The following is a 19,160-nucleotide window of genomic DNA, read 5'->3' as shown; positions in this document are numbered from 1 at the left end:
CAATAATGCTGCCCTATGTGCTTACCGCCGATGCAGAACAAGACCTGCGGGAAGTGGCACGTTATACCCTGGACCGTTGGGGTAGCGACATGCTGAAACAGTACCGGGACGGCCTTAAAGAGGCCTTTCACGCCATTGCTACCAAAGCGCTGCCAGGCCGGACTTTCTCAAGCACCTTCCCCAACCTTTTGGTGGCAAAATACCGCCTCTCAAACATCTTTAGTCAGGTAAAGCTGTGCTGCTGTTCCTGCTGCCAGATGTTGTGCAATCGTTGCTGCAACTGTTGACGGATCCAGTCAGTCAGCGCCTGACTGTGTGCTGCTTTCCATTTGCCCTGCTGCAACTGCTTGCTCCATTGCAGCAGTTGCACCTGTGCTTTCTTATCCCAGTCGCTGGCCTGAGTCGTTAGTGCCAGCCGGCTGCGCTCGGCGTGCGGCCTTAGCCACAACAGCTGCACAAAAGTCAGTGCCCGGGCCATCAGTACCAGCGGAAAATTCGGGTGCTGCACCGGGCCGATATAATGCCGCTCCTGACTAAGCGGCAACCAACCCAGCTTCTTGCCGGGCAACTGCTTGCTGGCCAGCCAGCCGGCGGCCGATCCCAGCACACCGCCGGATAACGCGCCCAGCATCAGTGAGCTGCCGCCAAGGCCCAGATCCAGCATGGCCCCGGTTGCCATACCTGCGCCGCCGCTGACCAGCAGCAGCTCCTTTTGCTGCAGCCCCCACAGGTACCAGGTTTCGGTATTCATTAGCCGGTCGCGCTCTATCGGCCAGTCGAGCTGACGGGCCAGCTCGCTCTGGCCATGGCCCCAGCTTTGCGCCAACTGCTCGAACAACTGGCTTTCAGCCTGATCCAGTTGTTGCTGCAGCCAGACCTCCGGCTGCTTTAGGAGCGAAGGTGGCAGCAACGACAACGGCTGGCGAAAACTTAGCTGGGCACACCAATAGCCAGCCAGGTCAATGCTGACCTGCTGCAGCCGCTGTTGCTCACGTTGCAGCAACTGGCGGTTGAGTTCCGTCAAAGCAGTGGTCCAGTCTGGGGTCAGCTCTGCCATGGCCTGAAACAGTGCCTGGCGGGCCGGCAGGGTGGCGGTCATCGGGTTAAACACCCGCACCCACTGAAAGCTTTGGTTCAAGCTAAGCTGCCAGCTTTGGCTGTGGTTGCTGGGAGCTATCGGGTTGATCAGCGCCATCCGTGGTTGTCCGGTCCAGCGCAGAATTTCCATCTCTGCCTCGTCGGTGGCACTGACCGGGCTGCTGGCATCGGTGACAAATAAAATGCCGCTACCGGCCATAATGGGGCTTAACAGCGCCACCTCATCGGGAAACTGCTGCTGGTGCGAAGGTTCGGCCAAAAAAGCCCGTACCCGGGCCGGTCGCTCGGCTGGCGCTACCGGCACCTGCTGTAACCAGGCCAGCACCTGGCGGGCACGCTGAAAACCCGGGGTATCGGTCAGTGCCAGCAGCACCTTGCCATTTAACACAAATTCAAAGCGCTCGGCTTCACGGGTGGTGCCAGATTCTACCCCAACCCGCACCGCGTCGTTTTCTACCAGGGTCGATACTATCGACGACTTGCCCTGGTTCGGATGGCCGACTACACAAAATTGTGGTGCTGTTGTCATGCATTCTCCTCCAGCCAGGCCAGCTGCTCGGCTTTGGCAAAGGCCTGCCAACTGGCGCTGTGCCGCGCGTTGCTGGCATCCTGTTGCAGCCAAAGCGCCTGTGCAATGCCCTGCTTGCGGGCCAGCGCCATCCAGTCGGAAAGCTCCGCCACCGGGCTGCGACTGGCCGGCACCCGCCACAGCAGTTGCTTAGGCTTGGTTGCCAGTAGCGAACAAAAGGCATCGTTATCCTGCTGCCAGTCGTCCTGCCCCAATGTCAGCGCCTCTGCACTGGCTGGTAATTGCCATTGCAGCAAACTGGCCTGTTGCCACTCTGCCAACGAAGTAGTGGTAAGCTCGGTAGCTGGTTCGGCTGTGGCTGATGACGCCGGGCTGGCTTGCTGGATTTTCAACTGCGGTTGGCTGCGCCGGCTTTGCCACTGGCAAAAAAGCGCCAGCGCCAGCCGTGGCAGCAGGTTGTAGCACAGCAGGCTCATGGCCAAAAAGGGCCACCAGCCGCTGGTTTGCGCAAGCAGCGCCGATTGTTGCTCAATGCGGGCAAAGCGGCTCTGCTCAATTAACGTATTATCTGGCACCGCAGCAGGCCAGAGGCTGTGCCAGGGCCAGCTAAGCCACTGGGTCAGCTGAAGCACGGCCGCTTGTTCCAGCAGCAGGGTAGAGCTCCAGCCAAAAGCCAAGTCCGACAGTAACAACAACAGCAGAAAGACCAGCCCGATCCCCAGTCCAAACCAGCACCACAACCAGTTCAGCTGGGCCAGCAGCCACCACTGCTGATGACGCTGCGGTTGCCAATACAGCGGTAGCTTGCTAAATCGAGCCAGCCAGGGCCGGCCAGGGCGCAGCATCAGCCCCAGTGCCAGCAAGCTACCCAGCAAGGGCAGGCCAGCCCACAGCAACCAGAGCAACAGCACATTAAGGCGGCCATCGGCGCTGTAATTCAGGCTGGCAGCGCCCAGCAGCATGCCCAACAAGCCCGCCAGCGGCCAGCGCCACCAGGGCAACACCAGTTGTTCCGGAACTGCATTCAATAGCATTGGCCTCTGTGATTGGATTCATGTTCTGGTCATTATCTTATGTCAGGATAGCGCAGTGGAACACTCTTTACTGTTTGTTTTTGCAGGCAAGCTGGTCATAGCTGGTTGAAATTGCCGCAGATGCCCCCATTAATCTGCACATCAGGCCACTGTGCGATAAGAGTTAACCCTTATCGATATAATTGATTAAAGCTATTTGTTTTATTCATTTTGCATAATGGGTGCCACTTGGTACAGTAGCACCTGTCGAAACACCCAATGTTATTAACTGAAATGGAGGAAGACAATGTCTTCAATTATCAATACCAAGATCAAACCTTTTAAAGCCACTGCTTTTCAAAATGGTAAATTTATCGAAGTAACCGAGCAGGACTTACTGGGTAAGTGGTCTGTTGTGTGTTTCTACCCGGCGGATTTCACCTTCGTTTGCCCAACTGAGCTGGGCGACCTGGCTGATTTCTACCCGCAGTTCCGTGACATCGGTGTGGAAGTGTTCTCTGTGTCTACCGACACCCACTTCACCCACAAAGCATGGCACGATGCGTCTGAGACCATCAAGAAAATCGAATACCCAATGATCGGTGACCCGACTGGTGCTATCACCCGCAACTTCGGCGTGATGATCGAAGAAGAAGGCCTGGCTCTGCGTGGTACTTTCGTTATCAACCCTGAAGGCGAAATCAAAGTTGCTGAAATCCATGACCTGGGTATCGGCCGTAGCGCTGCTGAGCTGTTCCGTAAAGTGCAAGCGGCTCAGTACGTAGCAAACCACGACGGCGAAGTCTGCCCGGCCAAATGGACTCCAGGTGAAGCTACTCTGGCTCCATCACTGGACCTGGTAGGCAAAATCTAAATGCCGCACCACCGTTGCCTGGCAGCGGACGCTGAAACCACGCCTCACTACTGAAGCTGGTTTCAGCTTCTCCCCCTGCGCTGTAAAACGGTACTCAGCCAGCATCTTTGGATGCTGGCTACACTCAAGCTTTGCCCGAAACAACGCGCTAAACACAGTCAAGAGATGGAGTAGACTCAATGTTAGATACCAACCTGAAACAACAATTAAGCAGCTATCTGCAGAACCTGAAATCCCAGGTAGAGCTGGTCGTATCTCTGGACGATAGCGCCAAAGCTCAGGAATTAAATACCCTGGCGACTGAGATTGCCAGTTTATCGGATCTGGTCAGCCTGCGCCGCGACGACAGCGCATCCAAGCGTGCCCCGGCCATGCAGGTGCACTCGGCCGACAAAGGTACCGTCATTACCTTTGCCGGTGTACCGATGGGCCACGAATTTACCTCTTTGGTGCTGGCTTTGCTGCACTCAGGTGGCCATCCGATCAAGATTGAGCCAGAGCTGATTGAACAAATCCGCCAGCTGACCGGCCGTTTTGAATTTGAAACCTATATTTCGTTAAGCTGCCAGACCTGCCCGGAAGTGGTGCAGGCGCTGAATATGATGGCAGCCATTAACCCCAACATTACCAGCGTGATGATCGACGGCGCCCTGTTCCAACAGGAAGTCAGCGATCGCAATGTGATGGCGGTACCGACCGTGTTTTTAAATGGCGAGCAGTTCTCCCAAGGCGCCATTACGCTGGAGCGGATTATCCAGAAAATTGATGTCAACGCCGAAGCCCGTCAGGCTGAAGCGCTGAAACAAAAAGATCCCTTTGATGTGCTGGTAGTGGGCGGTGGCCCGGCTGGTGCTTCTGCTGCGGTGTATGCTGCCCGTAAAGGCCTGCGCACCGGCGTATTGGCCGAGCGGTTTGGTGGCCAGGTGGCCGATACCGTCGGCATTGAAAACTTTATCTCGGTGCAATACACCGAGGGTCCGAAGCTGGTCAACGCATTGGAAGCTCATGTCCGCCAGTACGAAGTGGACATTATGAACAACCAGCGTGCGACCAAGCTCAGCAAGTCTGAGCAAGTCGAGTTGGAGCTGGCCAACGGCGCTGTGCTGAAAAGCAAAACCCTGATTCTGGCTCCGGGCGCCCGCTGGCGTGAAATGAATGTGCCGGGCGAGCAGGAATACCGTGGCAAAGGCGTGGCCTACTGCCCGCACTGCGATGGCCCACTGTTTAAAGGCAAGAAAGTCGCAGTAATTGGCGGTGGCAACTCCGGCATTGAAGCAGCCATCGACCTGGCCGGTATTGTTGAGCATGTCACGGTGCTGGAATTTGCCGCCGAGCTGCGCGCCGATGCGGTGCTGGTGAACAAAGCCAACTCCATGGGCAATATCACCATCATTACTGAAGCTCAGACCACCGAAGTGACCGGTGATGGCAACAAGGTGAATGGCATTCAGTACACCGATCGCAACAGCGGAGACAGCCACCACATCGAGCTGGCAGGTATCTTCGTGCAAATCGGTCTGGTACCGAACACCGAATGGCTGCGCGGTGCGGTGGAGCTGAGCCCACGCGGTGAGATCATCGTTGATGAGCGCGGCCAAACGTCATTGCCTGGCGTATTTGCAGCCGGCGATGCCACCACAGCCCCTTACAAGCAGATTGTTATTGCGATGGGCAGCGGCGCCAATGCCTCGCTTGGAGCCTTTGACTACCTGATCCGTCACTAAATTTAAAGCGCGTCCCCTTTGCGGCAACCTTCGGGTTGCCGTTTTTTTGATATCGAACTGGTTCATCAGATAGTTACTGCTGAACATGAACCAGATGAACTCTAGTCAGCTGAAACATCAGCCCTTTTTGTCAGGTCAATAACGACAACTTCGATATTGCTCACATTTGGGAACTGCATTGAAATACTGAGCCAATATTGTTTAAGTGCTACACTTAGCCGCTCTAAACCAACAATGTTGCCATCTACTTTCCAACGCTTCTTATCTTCTTCACCCTGCCAAACCAACAAAAAAATGCCACATCCAGCTGTTGTTTCTCTCAAATAATCGCCCACGAGCTGATTTCTTAAACGCTCACACAACTTTGGACCCGACCACTTTTTATCTAAGATTTTTAGCTCTATAGGTACCGGTGAACTCACATTCTGGTGCTGTAACCAAATATCCGGTCGTTGCGCGTTGGCTAAAGGTTGCTCTTCTGAAACGATGTAAGTTTTTTTACATATAACCCTCAGCTCTCTGGCTAAGATTGCTCGCATTTCATTTTCATTAGTTACTCGTCTAAACGTTGGTGCCGAACTGTCATTGCCACTTTCTAACCAGTGCTTTAACTCTTCCAAGTGCAACAAACCAATCTTATACAGCTGTTCGTGACTTGAAGGTGTTAAGACTTGTTGGGTTTTTAACAAATACACATCTTCTTCGTTCCATGGCTGGATGTCTGATTCTCTTATCACATGGCTCTTTGCGCATTGCGACATCCAAGACCGGTATGAAACCACTGGGTGCTGCTCTGCCAGCTCACATAATGCTATGTAAGTTTCTTTACCAGAAAACTCTGTCAGCTTTTTGAATAGAGCATCTCTAGCATCCTGAGCATCATCTCTTAGCTCAGGAGAATATACTCCTTTACCTACACGATTAATGTCGTCTTCAACACGGATCTGCTGATACATGAGAACATACAAAGATTTTAAATGCGTAGCATTCCAACGAGCTTTACTGTGTTCAAAAAGACTGTCGCTACTTCTGCTTCCCATAAGCGCAGCAGCAAACCATTGAGCGTCCACGGTGGCATCTTCATTTGACTTAGATTGTAGCCATGCTTTTACAGCATGAGTACCGGACTCCGGATCTAAGCTCACCCAGAGCGCATACCATAAAGGTTGTGTTTTAGATGGGGCATAGGTGGTAGCATTTTTCTTAGCCAAAGCTAAAAAGTCTTTTTGAGGGAGATCGGCATTAATAAGAATTCTGATGCAATATCTTAAACATTGGATATTAGCTAAGACAGCAGTATTCAAGTAACTGAGCAATGGTTGCCCAAGCGCATTGTGTATCCATGGCGCGTAATACACTAAGTCGTGCAGTATGTAGTGCTTCGATTGATCAGATTCAGCAGTATCAAGCTCCCACTTTAACTCATGCCAAACCGTAGTGCATACTTGCTCAGGAAATGCTCGAAACACTTTTTCAAACCAGCTTGGAAATCCATTTATTTCCCAAGTGATAAAACGCAAAGCATGAGCAACCTCTTCAGAAGATAAATTATCGGGAAACCCAGGGGCTTCATTCGCTTCAACCTCAATACCAGTCATTGCAAAAATAAGTGCATGCGGATATGTACTAATATCCCCACCTTCCGAGCCTACTTCAGGCTGGAAATTACGCCAGAACGCCATGACAGAGTCGCGAAATGCGCCTGCGACTTCCGTACCAAAATCATTAACTAACGATTGCCAATCTTTAGTTGGAACTATGCTATCCCTTTCTACGCCATAACGAAGCTCTTCAAGTAACCAAGACTGATCATTAGATATTTCATCTGAGGCAAGATTTTTGGGCTGTCGAACTGCTTCTGGATTATTTCGTAATCTGGCTATCCATAATTTTCGTTGATGATCTTTTCTTCGAGCTCGTACAACCTGACTTAACTCAAACTGACGCCGCTGTTCTTCGTATTTTAGCTGCGATTCTGAAGGTTTAGGATACAAATGACTCTGTAGCTCAGTTATGAGCGCTTGCTCTTCCTCAACCGCAGCTTGAAGTTTTGGCAACCATGCGCTTGGTTTATCAAGCGAATGATAGAGTCTTGCTGCAAGTGTGATAGCAACCAGTCGATCATCAAACAACCCTTTATTCTTTATGAAAGCTACTACTCTCTCAAAGCTATCTGCATCGAATTTAAAAAGCGGATCCACGCAAAGAACCGGCCAGCAATCAACAACATGCTTATTCTCTGCGCTTTGTTTCTCACGCTCGCTTTCTATCGCACGCCAGAATAGCTCATCGTTTAACGCTGGCCACTGTGGCACTAGCTCTTTAATGGCTCCCACATATTCTGGTAATTCCGAGGCATGCCAAAACTTAACTGATGGCTGATTAAGCAATATTTCAAGCACTGAATGATTAAAGCATGCTGGAGCCCTGCAAATGATTAATTTCTCAATCGCGTGGAGCGCTGGAACCACCAGCCAGATAAACTCCTTAGAGACTCGAAACTCACCCCACTCAAGGAAAGGCTCAAGTTGAAGATAATCGTAAATGCCATCAATCAGTCGGGCTAACAGGCTAACTGAATCAGGGCTGGCCGCAACACAGTCAATAAATCTGCTGATTCTGCGACGTATTAAGCTATTTTGAAAACGATCATAGGGTGGTAACTTACTTAGGGATTTTAGTAACAACTCAATACTTAGCAAGTTGCTTGGTGCTTCATCAATCATCTCAGACAGAATTTCCAGAGCGAGCTGTTCTGGAGCCTCTAGTAATTCACGCCATAAAGTAACTTTTAACTCGCTATTTCCCACAGTAAAAATTGCACGAGTAGATGCCACCCTTGCATATACATCGCGGTAACCATTCAGAGCTATAGGAAAGAGTTCATCAAGGCAATTTGCCATATTACCTTGCCAAACCAATCTGCCCAGAAAGAAAATAGCCTCATCATTCTCTTTGTACTGCTTTATCAGGTGCAACGTGATATCTGATAAATCTGACAATGCGATTCGGGCGATAGCGTTATTGTCTCTTGCTCCGCGACTATCATCTCCTGCGGCTATTTGGGACACGATATCAACCAATATTTTCTTTCTTAGCTCTATCGGTAACTGTGAGATGTCGCCACCCTCAACAGCTATTTCAGGACTGAGTTCAAGTGCCCTTTCTCTGACCTTACTGTCAAATAGAATTAACCATGGAAGAATAGGTCGAAGACGCGGAGTAATAACTGTTTGACCATATTTTTCCTGAAAAAATAATGATTCAATCGTACGACGCGAGTGCCCATTCTCCAGAAGCGAGTGAAACCACTCTGCCGTTAATAATTCTCTGATCTCTCTGTGACGAAACCGAACTGCCCCGTAAATGATATCATTAAATATTGCCTTTTCCAGCAAGACTTGTATTTCGATTGGTGTCCAATCTTTTAATAGTTTGGCGGCATCAATTCCTATTTGTTCATGAGTGCTGTCAGGAACACGAATACCACTGTTTCCAGATAAAGTCACAGCAGCGGCAAGTAACCTCGCACCATCCCTGATTTTTTCCTGACTTAATGACTGAATCCGTGCGCGATTTGGATCAATTTCTTTCAACTTGGTCTCAATAGTAAATTGCATTAACTCCAAGCGACTACCAAGCTGCTGATCTGTTTTCCATTTCACCAAGATACCATCGAGATCAAATGGGCGTGAGGCCATTGCCATCAAGCTTTTTCTTTCGATCTCGGTAATTAATAATTCAATATTTGGCACATCACGGCATGTCGCGAAATAGAGGATGTCTAACTTATCAAGCGGTTTAAGTGCATATAGCTTTAATCCTGTCTCAGCTGATTCGTTATGGTTTTGTTTATCGTGAGAATCTCTGGGCGCCGCAGATGGGAGCAGATCGTCGATTAGTTGTCGATCTGCGGAAAAACGCCAAGCATATGGACGACTTGAAATATAAATATGTGCCCGATGAACTGCACTCTTTATTCGACGGGAAAAGAGTCTGATTGCTTTTTCAAAAGATTTCGGAGCAATTAACAAAGCTTCATCGACTGAATCCAAAAAAAACCATGCTGGTTCTGTCGAGGATAACCACTGCTCAAATTGCTCTTCATCCCCCACTTCAAAGGCTTGCACAAAATCACGGTCAATATCTTCAATTCTGATAAAAAAAGCATACTTGCCTTGATCTGACATTTTCCGTGCCTGGGCATCCATTTCCACAGTTTTTCCAGCGCCAGCATCAGCAAGTATCACCACTCGACTTTCAGACTCCAGTTCTTTCCAAGTGATGGCTTTGCCGGTTCCAAATAAACTGGCGTAATCAGTTTCAGAGGGGCTTTCAACTTCACTGGATACTTGAGAAAACTTTCGCTCAAGAGGAACGGGCCTGAAATTCATGGTTTTTTCCAGAGTTTTTTACGGCATCAGCTGACTGATATCAATAAAAAACAATAAGTTATGTTTAAAGCGTAGACTTAAAGTTCACTTTACGAGTTAATAAGAGTGCCTCACAAAAAGTGACTGAGCAAGGAGTTAGCACCGTAGCATTTATAATTCATCATTTAATCCATGTTGCTGCACCCAGAGTACAGCTGCTACTGCAATCCATAGAGCCAGCAAACTTAGTAAAGCACATAAAGCTCTTCAATATAGCGCGTATTGACAACAGCTACACACCAACCTAAGCTTTGTATATCTATTGTATAGCTGGGGAGTTGCCATGCGTGCTGCAGCCATTAATCTACGGGCCTTGCCCGAGCAGCGGGATCTGATCGATCAAGCGGCCAGCCTGCTGGGTAAAAATCGCTCGGATTTTATGCTGGAAGCTGCCTGTGAGCTGGCGCAGAATGTGCTGCTGGATCAGGTGCATTTTCAGTTGGATGCCGGTAAATACCAGGCCTTTGTCGAGCTGTTGGACGCGCCCCCTGCGCAGAGTCCCGGCCTGGAGCGCTTGATGGCGCTCAAAGCGCCCTGGGATAACGCCTGATGCTGGAGCTTACCGCTCCACGGCCGCTTGCACCGCACCATAGCCTTGAACACTTTTCCTCTGGTGAAGTCGTGCTGGATACCTGGCTAAAACGCCGGGCGATGGCCAATCAGCTGTGCGGGGCCAGCCGTACCTTTGTGGTGACCGATAAGACCGATGCGGTGTTAGGCTACTACGCCATGGCAGCCGGGGCTGTCGCATTGCCGGCGGCCAGCAGCACGGTGCGCCGGAATATGCCCGACCCTATTCCGGTGCTGGTGTTAGCCCGCCTGGCGGTGGATCAGCAAGCGCAGGGCATGCAATTGGGAGCTGCCCTATTGCAAGATGCGGTAAAGCGGGCGCTGCATGTAGCACAGCACACAGGGGTACGTGCCCTGCTGGTGCATGCGCTGCATGAGCGCGCCAAATCATTTTACCTGCACTACGGCTTTCAGGTATCCCCGGTCGATCCCACGGTGCTGATGCTACGGTTCAATAGCGTAAAGCCTTAGTGATGCCAGTAAGAGCTTCAGCTAGAAGCGACTACGAGCCGGGTATATTTGCGTATCTATCCGTGGGACATGGCGCAACAACCACAGGGTCGCATCCGGGCTGATATCGAAATGTTGCAGCATTTGCCTGCGATCGGCCTGCCACTGTTGCAACTCACCCGAGGTCAGATCGTAGCGGTAAATCCAGGTATTCTTTAAGTCGGTCTCTCCCCAAAACAGCATGTTCTGCCGCAGGTGAATACTGCCAACAAACTGTTGCCTGGTCTGGATAGGCAACAACTCCGTTTTCCCATACCGGACTCTGGCAAAGTGCTGATCATCCCGCAGCACAATAAAGTCATTGGCGGATAGCGAGGCCACCACGCGTTCCCCTTGATGCATCGGGGTGATCTGCCCATTATCCAGTTGATACCGCACAGTGACCGGCGCAGCATTTTCAATGTAGGTTAGAATCACTGCCTGGCCGGAGCCTTCAAACCTGGCGCTTTGCCAAAGTTGTGGACGAACTGACAGAGCCGTTAGCTGCCCTTCAGGGATACGAAACAAATGGGGACGGCCATGCAGAAACAACACTACCTGCTCCCCATCTGGATGCACCGCTTGAATCATCAAATTGGCATCTTCAACATCCAGTAGGGTGAGGCTTTGACCATCCGGTTGTTGCAACACTAAACGACTCAGTGCCGCCTGCCGCTGTACCATCAGGTACTGGCCTGGTGTTGCTGTCAAATACATGGTGGCGCCAGGAGCTAAACTGGCAACAATGGCACGGTTTGACAAATCACCGATGGGTCCAAATTGATGCAGAAAGCCTTGGACATTTCCGACAATACGACTTTGCAGCCAATCCTGCTCTGAAACCCGAACCAGAAAACGACTCAATCCCGGACCACCTTGCTCCTGGTTGCTTTCGATCATTTGGCTGGCTCCACTGGGCCAGTGCATCAGGGTCAGCGCCTTGTCGTCCAATATCAGCAAGTGTTCATCGTCGTAGAATTTAAGCCTGAAAGCGATGTCGGGGTACACTTGTTGGTGCAGTACGCGCCCGGTTTCACGCTGCACTACAGTGAGCAAATGTGGCTGTGCTTTGGCGGTCCGTAGATAAGCCAGCATAGAGTTGTCTGCGGAAAGGGCAAACGGATAGTCCGAAGAGTTGCCTATTACGGCATGGGTCAATGGCTGTAACTCCCCACTAATCAGATCCAACTGCTTGATCTGCATGGCATCTGACTGGCCCATACTGAGCAAGAGCTTGTCTGTACCAGGAATGGATGTTAGCTGCAACATTCTGGGCTGTGGTGGCAATAAGGCTTCAGCTGGCCCAAGCCACTCGCCACTTGAACTGATAGGCCGCCGGTATAACTGATACAAACCTTGTTGGTAGTCATGATAAAACAGCGATTGGCCATCGTGATGATACTCAGCCCACATGATTTGGTGATTACCCGAAGTAAGCTGTCGTGTTCTGCCACTTTCCAAGTGGTGCCAATACAGCTCTTGCCCGGCATGATTCATGGAGTTGGAGGAATACACAATGGCGTTTCTGTCCGGGGAAATCGCCAGCGCCAACTTTTCACCTTCAATGGTTGGCAAAGGATCTAACCGCTGCCAGGTCGGCTCGGTTTCCGGAAACATCAGCCAGCCCAGTAAGCCGGCTAACAATACCAGTGGCATAGCCAGCCACCAGGGTTTCAGCGTTTTTCGTGCACTGATGGTTGGCGAGTCCATCTCCTCGGCGGCTGCTACGGAGGTATCGGAAATAGTGTGAGCTGGTGTCAGAGAGGGTTCTCTTGCAGGCTTTATGGATGAGGTGGTTGCTACCGGCTCAACCTCAGCAAGCCAACGGTAGCCACGCCTGGCTGCGGACTGGATGTATTTGGGTGTTTCGGCTTGATCCTGTAAGGCAGCGCGCAATTTACTGATGGTGCGGCGCACAGCCGTATCACTGACTACGCGGCCCGCCCAGACCTGCTGGTGCAACTCCTCCAGGCTAACAAATCGCTGATGATGGGTCATCAGATAGCACAGCACACTGTAGACTTTAGGCTCCAGCGTGATATTTTGCTCCGTTGTTTGCAATTGCTGATTGACCGGGCAAAGGATAAAGTCGCCAAAGCGCACGGGCTGTTCCGGCATCATAACTTTACTTCCATCCTACGTCGTTTCCTGGCTGCGCTGCTGCGGGTACAAAGAGCGTATGCTAGCACAAAAATTTGATAGTATTGACAATTTTGCATCAGTTCAAGTCATTCAGGCAACACGCATCTACCAGGCAAAGAAACCGCTCGCTTGGAGAGTAAGAATAAATAACCTTCGGACAAAAAAATGCCGGGAACCCCGGCATTTTCATTTATTGTGTTGCCATCCGACGCTGGAACTCGGCTAAATCGGTTATCAACCGCTGGTTTGGCAAGCTAGCGAACGGTTGCTCACTGAACGCAGTGCCACGCATCTGCACCGATATCCGTGCTGCTTCCGGGTTCAGTAAGGTTTGCTGGTAGAAAGCTTGGACATCCGCCAGCGTCACCTCCTCAACGGCTGCAATCAAGCGCTCACGGCTAGCAAAGTCAAAGCGCTCGCGGTACCAGTCGCTGACCAGCGGCCGCATTTCTTCCTGTAGGTTTTTCGGTGGCTCCTTTAAGCTGATCAGCAAGCTTTGCTGCAGCGCCGCAAATTGCTCTGGCGTGACCTGCTGCAAGCGCTGCCAGTATTGGTGCTTAAAGTCATCAAAGCGCTGCTGCATATCGGCTGGGCCTTTGACCGGGGTCTGAATGTACAAACCAAAACCGGTGTAGTTATTCAGATCGATGGCGGTACCGCCCACTGCATAAGCCAGTTGCTCTTCACTGCGCAAGGTGTCAAAGGCCTGGTTGGAAAAGTGCGATGCCAGCACATTGGCAGCGGCACGCACCGCCATGCCTTGCTCAGGATGCACATGCATATCGATCAGCGCCACATCGGTGACATGAATATCGCGCTGCAGTACCAGCGTCTCACCCGCTGCTGGCTTCCAAAAGAGGCTTTGGGCGTAAGGCGTGGTGGTTCGACTGGCCGGCAAGGCGGCATCCAGCTTGTTGACCAGCGTCTGCACATCCTGCTGATCGTAATTGCCAAAGGCAAAGACCCGCACCTGGTTGGCACTCAGCGTCTCGGCCATAAAAGCTGTCAAGTCGTCAGGTGTCATCGACTGCGCTGCGGCAATCAGTTGCTCCGGGTTGTAGTTGCCACCGCGATACAGGCTGTTAAAAGCCCAGAAAGCCTGACGAAAAGGCACCTGACGACTTTGGTTGGCAAGGCCCCGCACATAACGATCGACCGCTTGCGAAAAACCCGTTTCGGTAATGCGTGGGGTCAGTCCGCTTAGCAATTGCTCCAGCAACTCGGGTTGCTTGTCGGTAAAGCCATCCAGATTTAAAGTTAAGCCATTGCCATCGCTTAACCAGACGCCGATGCCTGCAACACGGGCTTCGGTGCGCAGTGCACTTTGCTCAAGATTGTACAAATCCCGCCACAGTGCAAAAGCAACCCGGGCCTTGATGTCATTTTGAGCCGCGGGGCTGTTAAGCACAATGTCCAACCGGCCTCTGGGCTGGTCGCTAAACACCTGACTTGGGTACAACCAGGCAGCGATGCCGTTGTGCTCGACCACCAGTTCAGGCTTTTGTTGCTCGGTACGGGCTTTAATCGCAAAGCTTTCCGGCAACAAGCGATTGATCTGTGGCAAATTCAGCGCCAGTTGCGGCTGCTGCCAGGCCGCCATTTCTTCAGCGCTGATATCGACAATCTTATACTTGCCAACATGGTGCACCAACTCGCTGTCGTGCGGCTCTTGTTGGCTGATGTACCAGACCCGGAGATTCTCCGGCGTCAGCTGCGCCAGCACCTGCTCAATGGCTTCAGCATCAAAACGCTCATAGATAAAGGGCGCTGCAATGGCATGCTGCACCGGGCGTTTCAACATGCTGGCCGTCAGCCCTGAGGCATAGCCAAAGCCATCGGTTTTTTCCAGAAACTGAAACTGGTTGGCCAGGCTGGTTTTGATTTCCTGGTAGTATTTTTCATCCACACCTTGTTGCTTGATCAGATCCAGGTACTGCATCACCACCGCCGTAATGGCCTCGCGTTGCTGCATGCCGGCATCGGTCAGACTCATGTCAATGTTCAGACTGCCGTAGTTGCCGTATAAGTCTGGACTCACCGACACATTAAAGCTGGAAACCAGACCAGAGGCTATTAACTGTGCCGCAGCGGTACCCGGCATTTCCGAGCGCAGCAAGTAGGCGATAAACTCATTCGGTTTGACCGCATACTGATCGGAGTTATCGCGAATAGTGAAATCCAGTCGCAGCTGTTTCACATCCTGATTGGGCACATAGTGAATGCGCTTGCCACCAAACAGACGGTTGTCCAGCTCGGCGGTCACCGTTGGAGTGGCAATCTCTTTGTTTTCGATGTCGGAAAAGTGTTGTCGTGCCAGCAGCTCCATCTCCGCCAGTGGCCGATTGCTGATCATCGCCAGTTTCATATTATTGGCCGAGTAATAACGGTCGTAGTAAGCCAGCATTTCCTCATGCAGTTTGCTGCCCGGCTTATCGCTTAAGCTTTCCAGGCTGCCAGCCAGGAAACGATTCGATGGGTGGTCACCAAACATCCGGCGCATCAGCTCAAACTGCGCTAAAGAATCCTGCTCGCGGCGCATCGAGTGTTCGGCGTTAACCGCATTGCGTTCTTTGTCCGAGTATTCGGGGTAAAACTTCGGCGATTTAAAGAAATCGGAGAAACGATCCAGCGCTTCATCGTACACGCTGTTATTGATTTCAAACATGTAGTTGGTGATATCGAGCCAGGTATAGGCGTTGTATGCACCATTGTGCTGACTGAAAAATGCTGCGTACTCAGCAGGATCCGGGTAACGCTCCGTGCCCATAAACAGCATGTGTTCCAAATAATGAGCCAGGCCTTGCTGCGTCATTGGGTCTTGCAACATGCCAGCCGCAACACTAAGCGATACTGCAGATTTTTCTGTGGCAGGGTCCGACACCAGTATCACTTCCAGTTGGTTTGGCAGTGTCAGTGTTTTGTAGGCCCGCAGATCATTGGGGCTTACCAGCACAGCAGCCGCTTGCTGCTGCGCAGTGGTTTCCTGTGGCACCCTGGGTGGTTGGGCACAACCGGTGATCACAGCCAGAGCAATGGCGCTCACCACGAACAGTTTCTTCATCATCTTATTCCTTGGCAACAGCACGATAAATACCTGGCCGAATGCTACTGAATACCAGCGATGCAAGCCAGTTGGTACTGTCCCCAATTTGTAAGCGGATATGTCTCGCTTTACGGCTGCTGTTGCTGGAAAACAGAAATACGGCTGTAGGGCGTCGGGTAAATGCCAACCTGCAGCAACTGGGGTCTTAGTGTCCACTCCACGCTTAGTTCGATGGTACCATCCTCATTTTTGGCAAAGTGCACAAACTTCTCCCGCTGTGCTTTGTTGTGCCAGTGAGCCCGGTAGCTGTCGCCCTGCCAGTGCTCCAGGGTAAGTTTAGAAACCCCATCGTCCCAGAAGCTTAACAGCAGCTCGCCAGCTTCGTTTTGCTGCACGTTGGCACTGCCGTACAAATCGTGCTGATAACGACCTGTGATTTCTGCTGCGCTTAAACTAGCCGCTGCATCGGGCTGACGCTGTTGCTCTATCTGCTGTCGTGCTGCGCTGGCTTCGGCAAAGTTCTGCTGGTACTGCGCTAAATAGGTGCTGTGCCAATCGTGAGGTGGTAAGCCGGCGATACGATCGATAATGGTGCGGGTCACCGCCGGGCGGAAGTTTTCAAAGGTATTGCCAATCACCACGATGCCGAGCTCCAGCTCCGGTACCAGAGTTACCAGCGTATTAAAGCCATCGGTTGCACCACCATGGCTGGCGGTTTGGTAGCCACGGTAGTCCTCCAGATACCAGCCCAGGCCATAAGCCCGTACCGGCTCGGTCCGGCTGGCGCGACTCACCGCCATTTGAGGACTGAAGATCTCGGCCATCACGGCTTCGCTGACCAGCCGCTGTCCTTGGTAGACACCAGCCTCGCCCAGATTTAACCGCATCCACTGCGCCATTTCATAAACACTGCTATTAACCGAAGCCGAAGGACCAACATTGTCGAAGTTACGACGGGCAATTTCGACCACTGCGCCCTCAATGTACTGATGCGGCAGGGCAATATTGGCATCGTCCGGCACAAACTGGGTAATGGAGGTATTGCTGCGGGTCATGCCAAGGGGTTGGAATAAGCGCTCTCGCACAAAGTCATCCCAGCTTTGGCCACTGACTGCCGCCACCACTTCACCGGCCACCGAATACATCACATTGTGGTAAACGAACCCCGAGCGAAAAGGCTGTTCAAAGTCGTGATAGCGCATCTGCCGGATCACTTGCTCACGGCTGGCGGTAGGCATAAATTGAATGCGGTTGCCGGTGATGCGGCCAAGGCCCACCCGATGCGTGAGTAAGTCACGAATACGCACTTCCTGCGTCACCCAGTCATCGGCCAGTTGAAAATACGGCAGATGATCGACCACCTTATCGTCCCAACTGAGCTTGCCTTCATCCACTAAGATACCGAGCGCCGTCGCTGTCATCGCCTTGGTGGTAGAGGCCACGCCAAATAAAGTGTGTTCATTGACCGGCAGTTCGGATGAAAGCCCCAAAGTGCCAAAACCACGGGCATAAATGACTTCATCCCGGTATACCACAGCCACCGCCAACCCCGGCAACTGCCAGTCCTGCCGTCCTTGCTCAATCCAGTGATCCAGCCCAGCCAATGGCTCTGAGCTAGTGGAATGCAGGGCGCAGCCAGCCAATGCCAAGGCAGCCAGGCTGCTCAGCAGCAAGGAACGAACAAAGTAAGAAGAGAAAAGCGTGGGATGCATGCCGGGCCTCGAAATAACCATTCAAGGCCAGCATACTAGCCGATTTGGCCGCTGGGGCCAAATCGGTCAGGCCAGCTAGCCGGCGTTGGGTGTTCTGGCCGGGCGGCGATGCTGACTGCGGGCTTTAGCCTGAGCAGAGCCTTCAGCGCGCTGACCATCGCGGTGCTCGCTTGGTTTCTTTGGTTTTTTCGGCCGGCGTGCTGGCTGCGACGGATTGGATGCCGGCACATTATGTACGGGCTCATAGCCCGCTTTTACCTGACGCGGTATTGCTTGTCGAATCACCCGTTCAATATCGCGCAGCAACTTGGCATCGTCGGCACAGACCAGCGACACCGCATGGCCACTGGCTCCTGCACGACCAGTGCGGCCAATGCGATGCACATAATCTTCCGGCACATTGGGCAGATCGTAATTAACCACTTGTGGTAATTGATCAATATCCAGGCCGCGGGCGGCTATGTCGGTGGCAACCAACACCCGCACTTCACCACTTTTAAAGCCTGCCAGCGCCTTGGTACGGGCTGCCTGGCTTTTATTGCCATGAATGGCCGCAGCCTGAATACCCACCGTTTCCAGTTGCTTGGTTAACTTATTGGCACCATGCTTGGTTTTGGTAAACACCAGCACCTGCTGCCAATGGTTGTCGACAATCAGGTCAATCAACAACTGTGCCTTGCGGTTTTTATCCACCGGGTACACCAACTGCTCGACCCGCTCGGCCGTACTGTTGGCCGGGCTGACCGACACTTCCAGTGGGTTATTGACCATGGTCTTGGCCAGGGCTCGGATATCGTCGGAAAAGGTCGCCGAGAACAACAGATTTTGCCGCTGCTTGGGCAGCAGTGCCAGGATTTTGCGAATATCGCGGATAAAGCCCATATCCAGCATACGGTCGGCTTCATCCAGTACCAGGATTTCCAGCTCGGAAAAGCGCACTGCATTTTGTTGGTACAAGTCAAGCAGTCGGCCCGGGGTGGCAATCAGAATATCGACGCCTTTACGCAGCTTTTGCATCTGTGGATTGATTTTTACCCCGCCAAAGACGATGGTCGAACGGAGCGGCAAGCGGCTGCCATAACGCACCACGCTGTCTCCGACCTGAGCCGCCAGCTCCCGGGTAGGGGTTAAAATCAAGGCACGCGCCTGATTGGCCGAAGCAGGCTTGCCTTCAGCCAGCCGCTGCAGCAGTGGCAGGGTAAAACCCGCCGTTTTGCCCGTCCCGGTTTGGGCGGCGGCCATCAGATCACGACCAGCCAGCACAGCAGGGATCGCCTGAGCCTGAATAGGTGAAGGGGTGTCGTAGCCTTCAGCCTGAATGGCTGCAAGCAAAGGGGCCGATAAGCCCAGGGAGGCAAAACTCATAAATTCTCACTTGTTGTACAAAGAACCGCCAAAAGGGCGGCCGGGCAGGATACCTGAAAACCGTTGCCAGTGCCATCGAAACCACAAGTTAGCTGCCTATGGGGTCAAATCTAGTACTTAAAGCATAGATAGAAGATCACTAATTCCTTTTGGTTATATCTGAGCGCG

The 19,160-nt window shown here is 52.1% G+C and carries 12 protein-coding genes; 5 read left to right on the top strand and 7 right to left on the bottom strand.

All coding sequences use genetic code 11. From position 1 onward, the window contains the following. Positions 1-5: 5 nt before the first annotated feature. Positions 6-287: a type II toxin-antitoxin system RelE/ParE family toxin gene (locus ABC502_RS13810; RefSeq protein ID WP_345916256.1), complete on the top strand. Its 282-nt coding sequence runs from the start codon at positions 6-8 to the stop codon at positions 285-287. Here the strand turns inward: ABC502_RS13810 and ABC502_RS13805 are convergent. Both ABC502_RS13805 and ABC502_RS13800 read right to left on the bottom strand, forming a co-directional pair. After that, a complete protein-coding gene (locus ABC502_RS13805; protein ID WP_345916255.1) occupies positions 224-1,627 on the bottom strand; it encodes a DUF3482 domain-containing protein in 1,404 nt (467 codons plus the stop codon). The genes ABC502_RS13810 and ABC502_RS13805 overlap by 64 nt on opposite strands. Beyond that, entirely contained in the window at positions 1,624-2,661 is a 1,038-nt protein-coding gene (locus ABC502_RS13800) for a DUF2868 domain-containing protein (RefSeq protein WP_345916254.1), read from the bottom strand. The genes ABC502_RS13805 and ABC502_RS13800 overlap by 4 nt, the downstream gene beginning before the upstream one ends. Before the next feature lie 286 nt (positions 2,662-2,947). Here ABC502_RS13800 and ahpC point away from each other — a divergent pair, with 286 nt between their 5' ends. Further along, positions 2,948-3,514: an alkyl hydroperoxide reductase subunit C gene (ahpC, locus tag ABC502_RS13795; protein ID WP_305946123.1), complete on the top strand. Its 567-nt coding sequence runs from the start codon at positions 2,948-2,950 to the stop codon at positions 3,512-3,514. Positions 3,515-3,693: 179 nt separating this feature from the next. Continuing rightward, entirely contained in the window at positions 3,694-5,238 is a 1,545-nt protein-coding gene (ahpF, locus tag ABC502_RS13790; RefSeq protein ID WP_345916253.1) for an alkyl hydroperoxide reductase subunit F, read from the top strand. Between the two features lie 101 nt (positions 5,239-5,339). Here ahpF and ABC502_RS13785 read toward each other — a convergent pair whose 3' ends face one another. Beyond that, positions 5,340-9,632, bottom strand: a complete 4,293-nt coding sequence (locus ABC502_RS13785; RefSeq protein ID WP_345916252.1) for a hypothetical protein — start codon at positions 9,630-9,632, stop codon at positions 5,340-5,342. A 322-nt stretch (positions 9,633-9,954) separates the two neighbouring features. Here ABC502_RS13785 and ABC502_RS13780 point away from each other — a divergent pair, with 322 nt between their 5' ends. Next, entirely contained in the window at positions 9,955-10,221 is a 267-nt protein-coding gene (locus ABC502_RS13780; protein WP_345916251.1) for a DUF1778 domain-containing protein, read from the top strand. Beyond that, positions 10,218-10,712 carry a GNAT family N-acetyltransferase gene (locus ABC502_RS13775; RefSeq protein WP_345916355.1) on the top strand — a complete coding sequence of 165 codons (495 nt, stop codon included), beginning with the start codon at positions 10,218-10,220 and terminating at the stop codon, positions 10,710-10,712. Before ABC502_RS13780 ends, ABC502_RS13775 begins: the two co-directional genes overlap by 4 nt. 21 nt (positions 10,713-10,733) lie before the next feature. Here ABC502_RS13775 and ABC502_RS13770 read toward each other — a convergent pair whose 3' ends face one another. The 4 genes from ABC502_RS13770 to ABC502_RS13755 all read right to left on the bottom strand — a co-directional run bounded on the left by ABC502_RS13770 (position 10,734) and on the right by ABC502_RS13755 (position 18,992). Further along, a complete protein-coding gene (locus tag ABC502_RS13770) occupies positions 10,734-12,851 on the bottom strand; it encodes a winged helix-turn-helix domain-containing protein (protein WP_345916250.1) in 2,118 nt (705 codons plus the stop codon). Positions 12,852-13,062: 211 nt separating this feature from the next. Continuing rightward, the gene (locus ABC502_RS13765; protein WP_345916354.1) at positions 13,063-15,933 is read right to left on the bottom strand and encodes an insulinase family protein; all 2,871 of its coding nucleotides are present in this window, start codon (positions 15,931-15,933) and stop codon (positions 13,063-13,065) included. 110 nt (positions 15,934-16,043) lie between these two features. Then, complete coding sequence (locus ABC502_RS13760; protein ID WP_345916249.1) at positions 16,044-17,627, bottom strand: serine hydrolase; 1,584 nt, start codon at positions 17,625-17,627, stop codon at positions 16,044-16,046. A 75-nt stretch (positions 17,628-17,702) separates the two neighbouring features. Continuing rightward, the gene (locus ABC502_RS13755) at positions 17,703-18,992 is read right to left on the bottom strand and encodes a DEAD/DEAH box helicase (protein WP_345916248.1); all 1,290 of its coding nucleotides are present in this window, start codon (positions 18,990-18,992) and stop codon (positions 17,703-17,705) included. Between the last annotated feature and the right edge of the window lie 168 nt (positions 18,993-19,160).

It is taken from the genome of Alkalimonas sp. NCh-2, from assembly GCF_039631345.1.
Classification (GTDB): domain Bacteria; phylum Pseudomonadota; class Gammaproteobacteria; order Enterobacterales; family Alteromonadaceae; genus Alkalimonas; species Alkalimonas mucilaginosa.
Note: the sequence above shows the minus strand (reverse complement) of the source record. Positions and strands in the feature narration are given on the sequence as shown.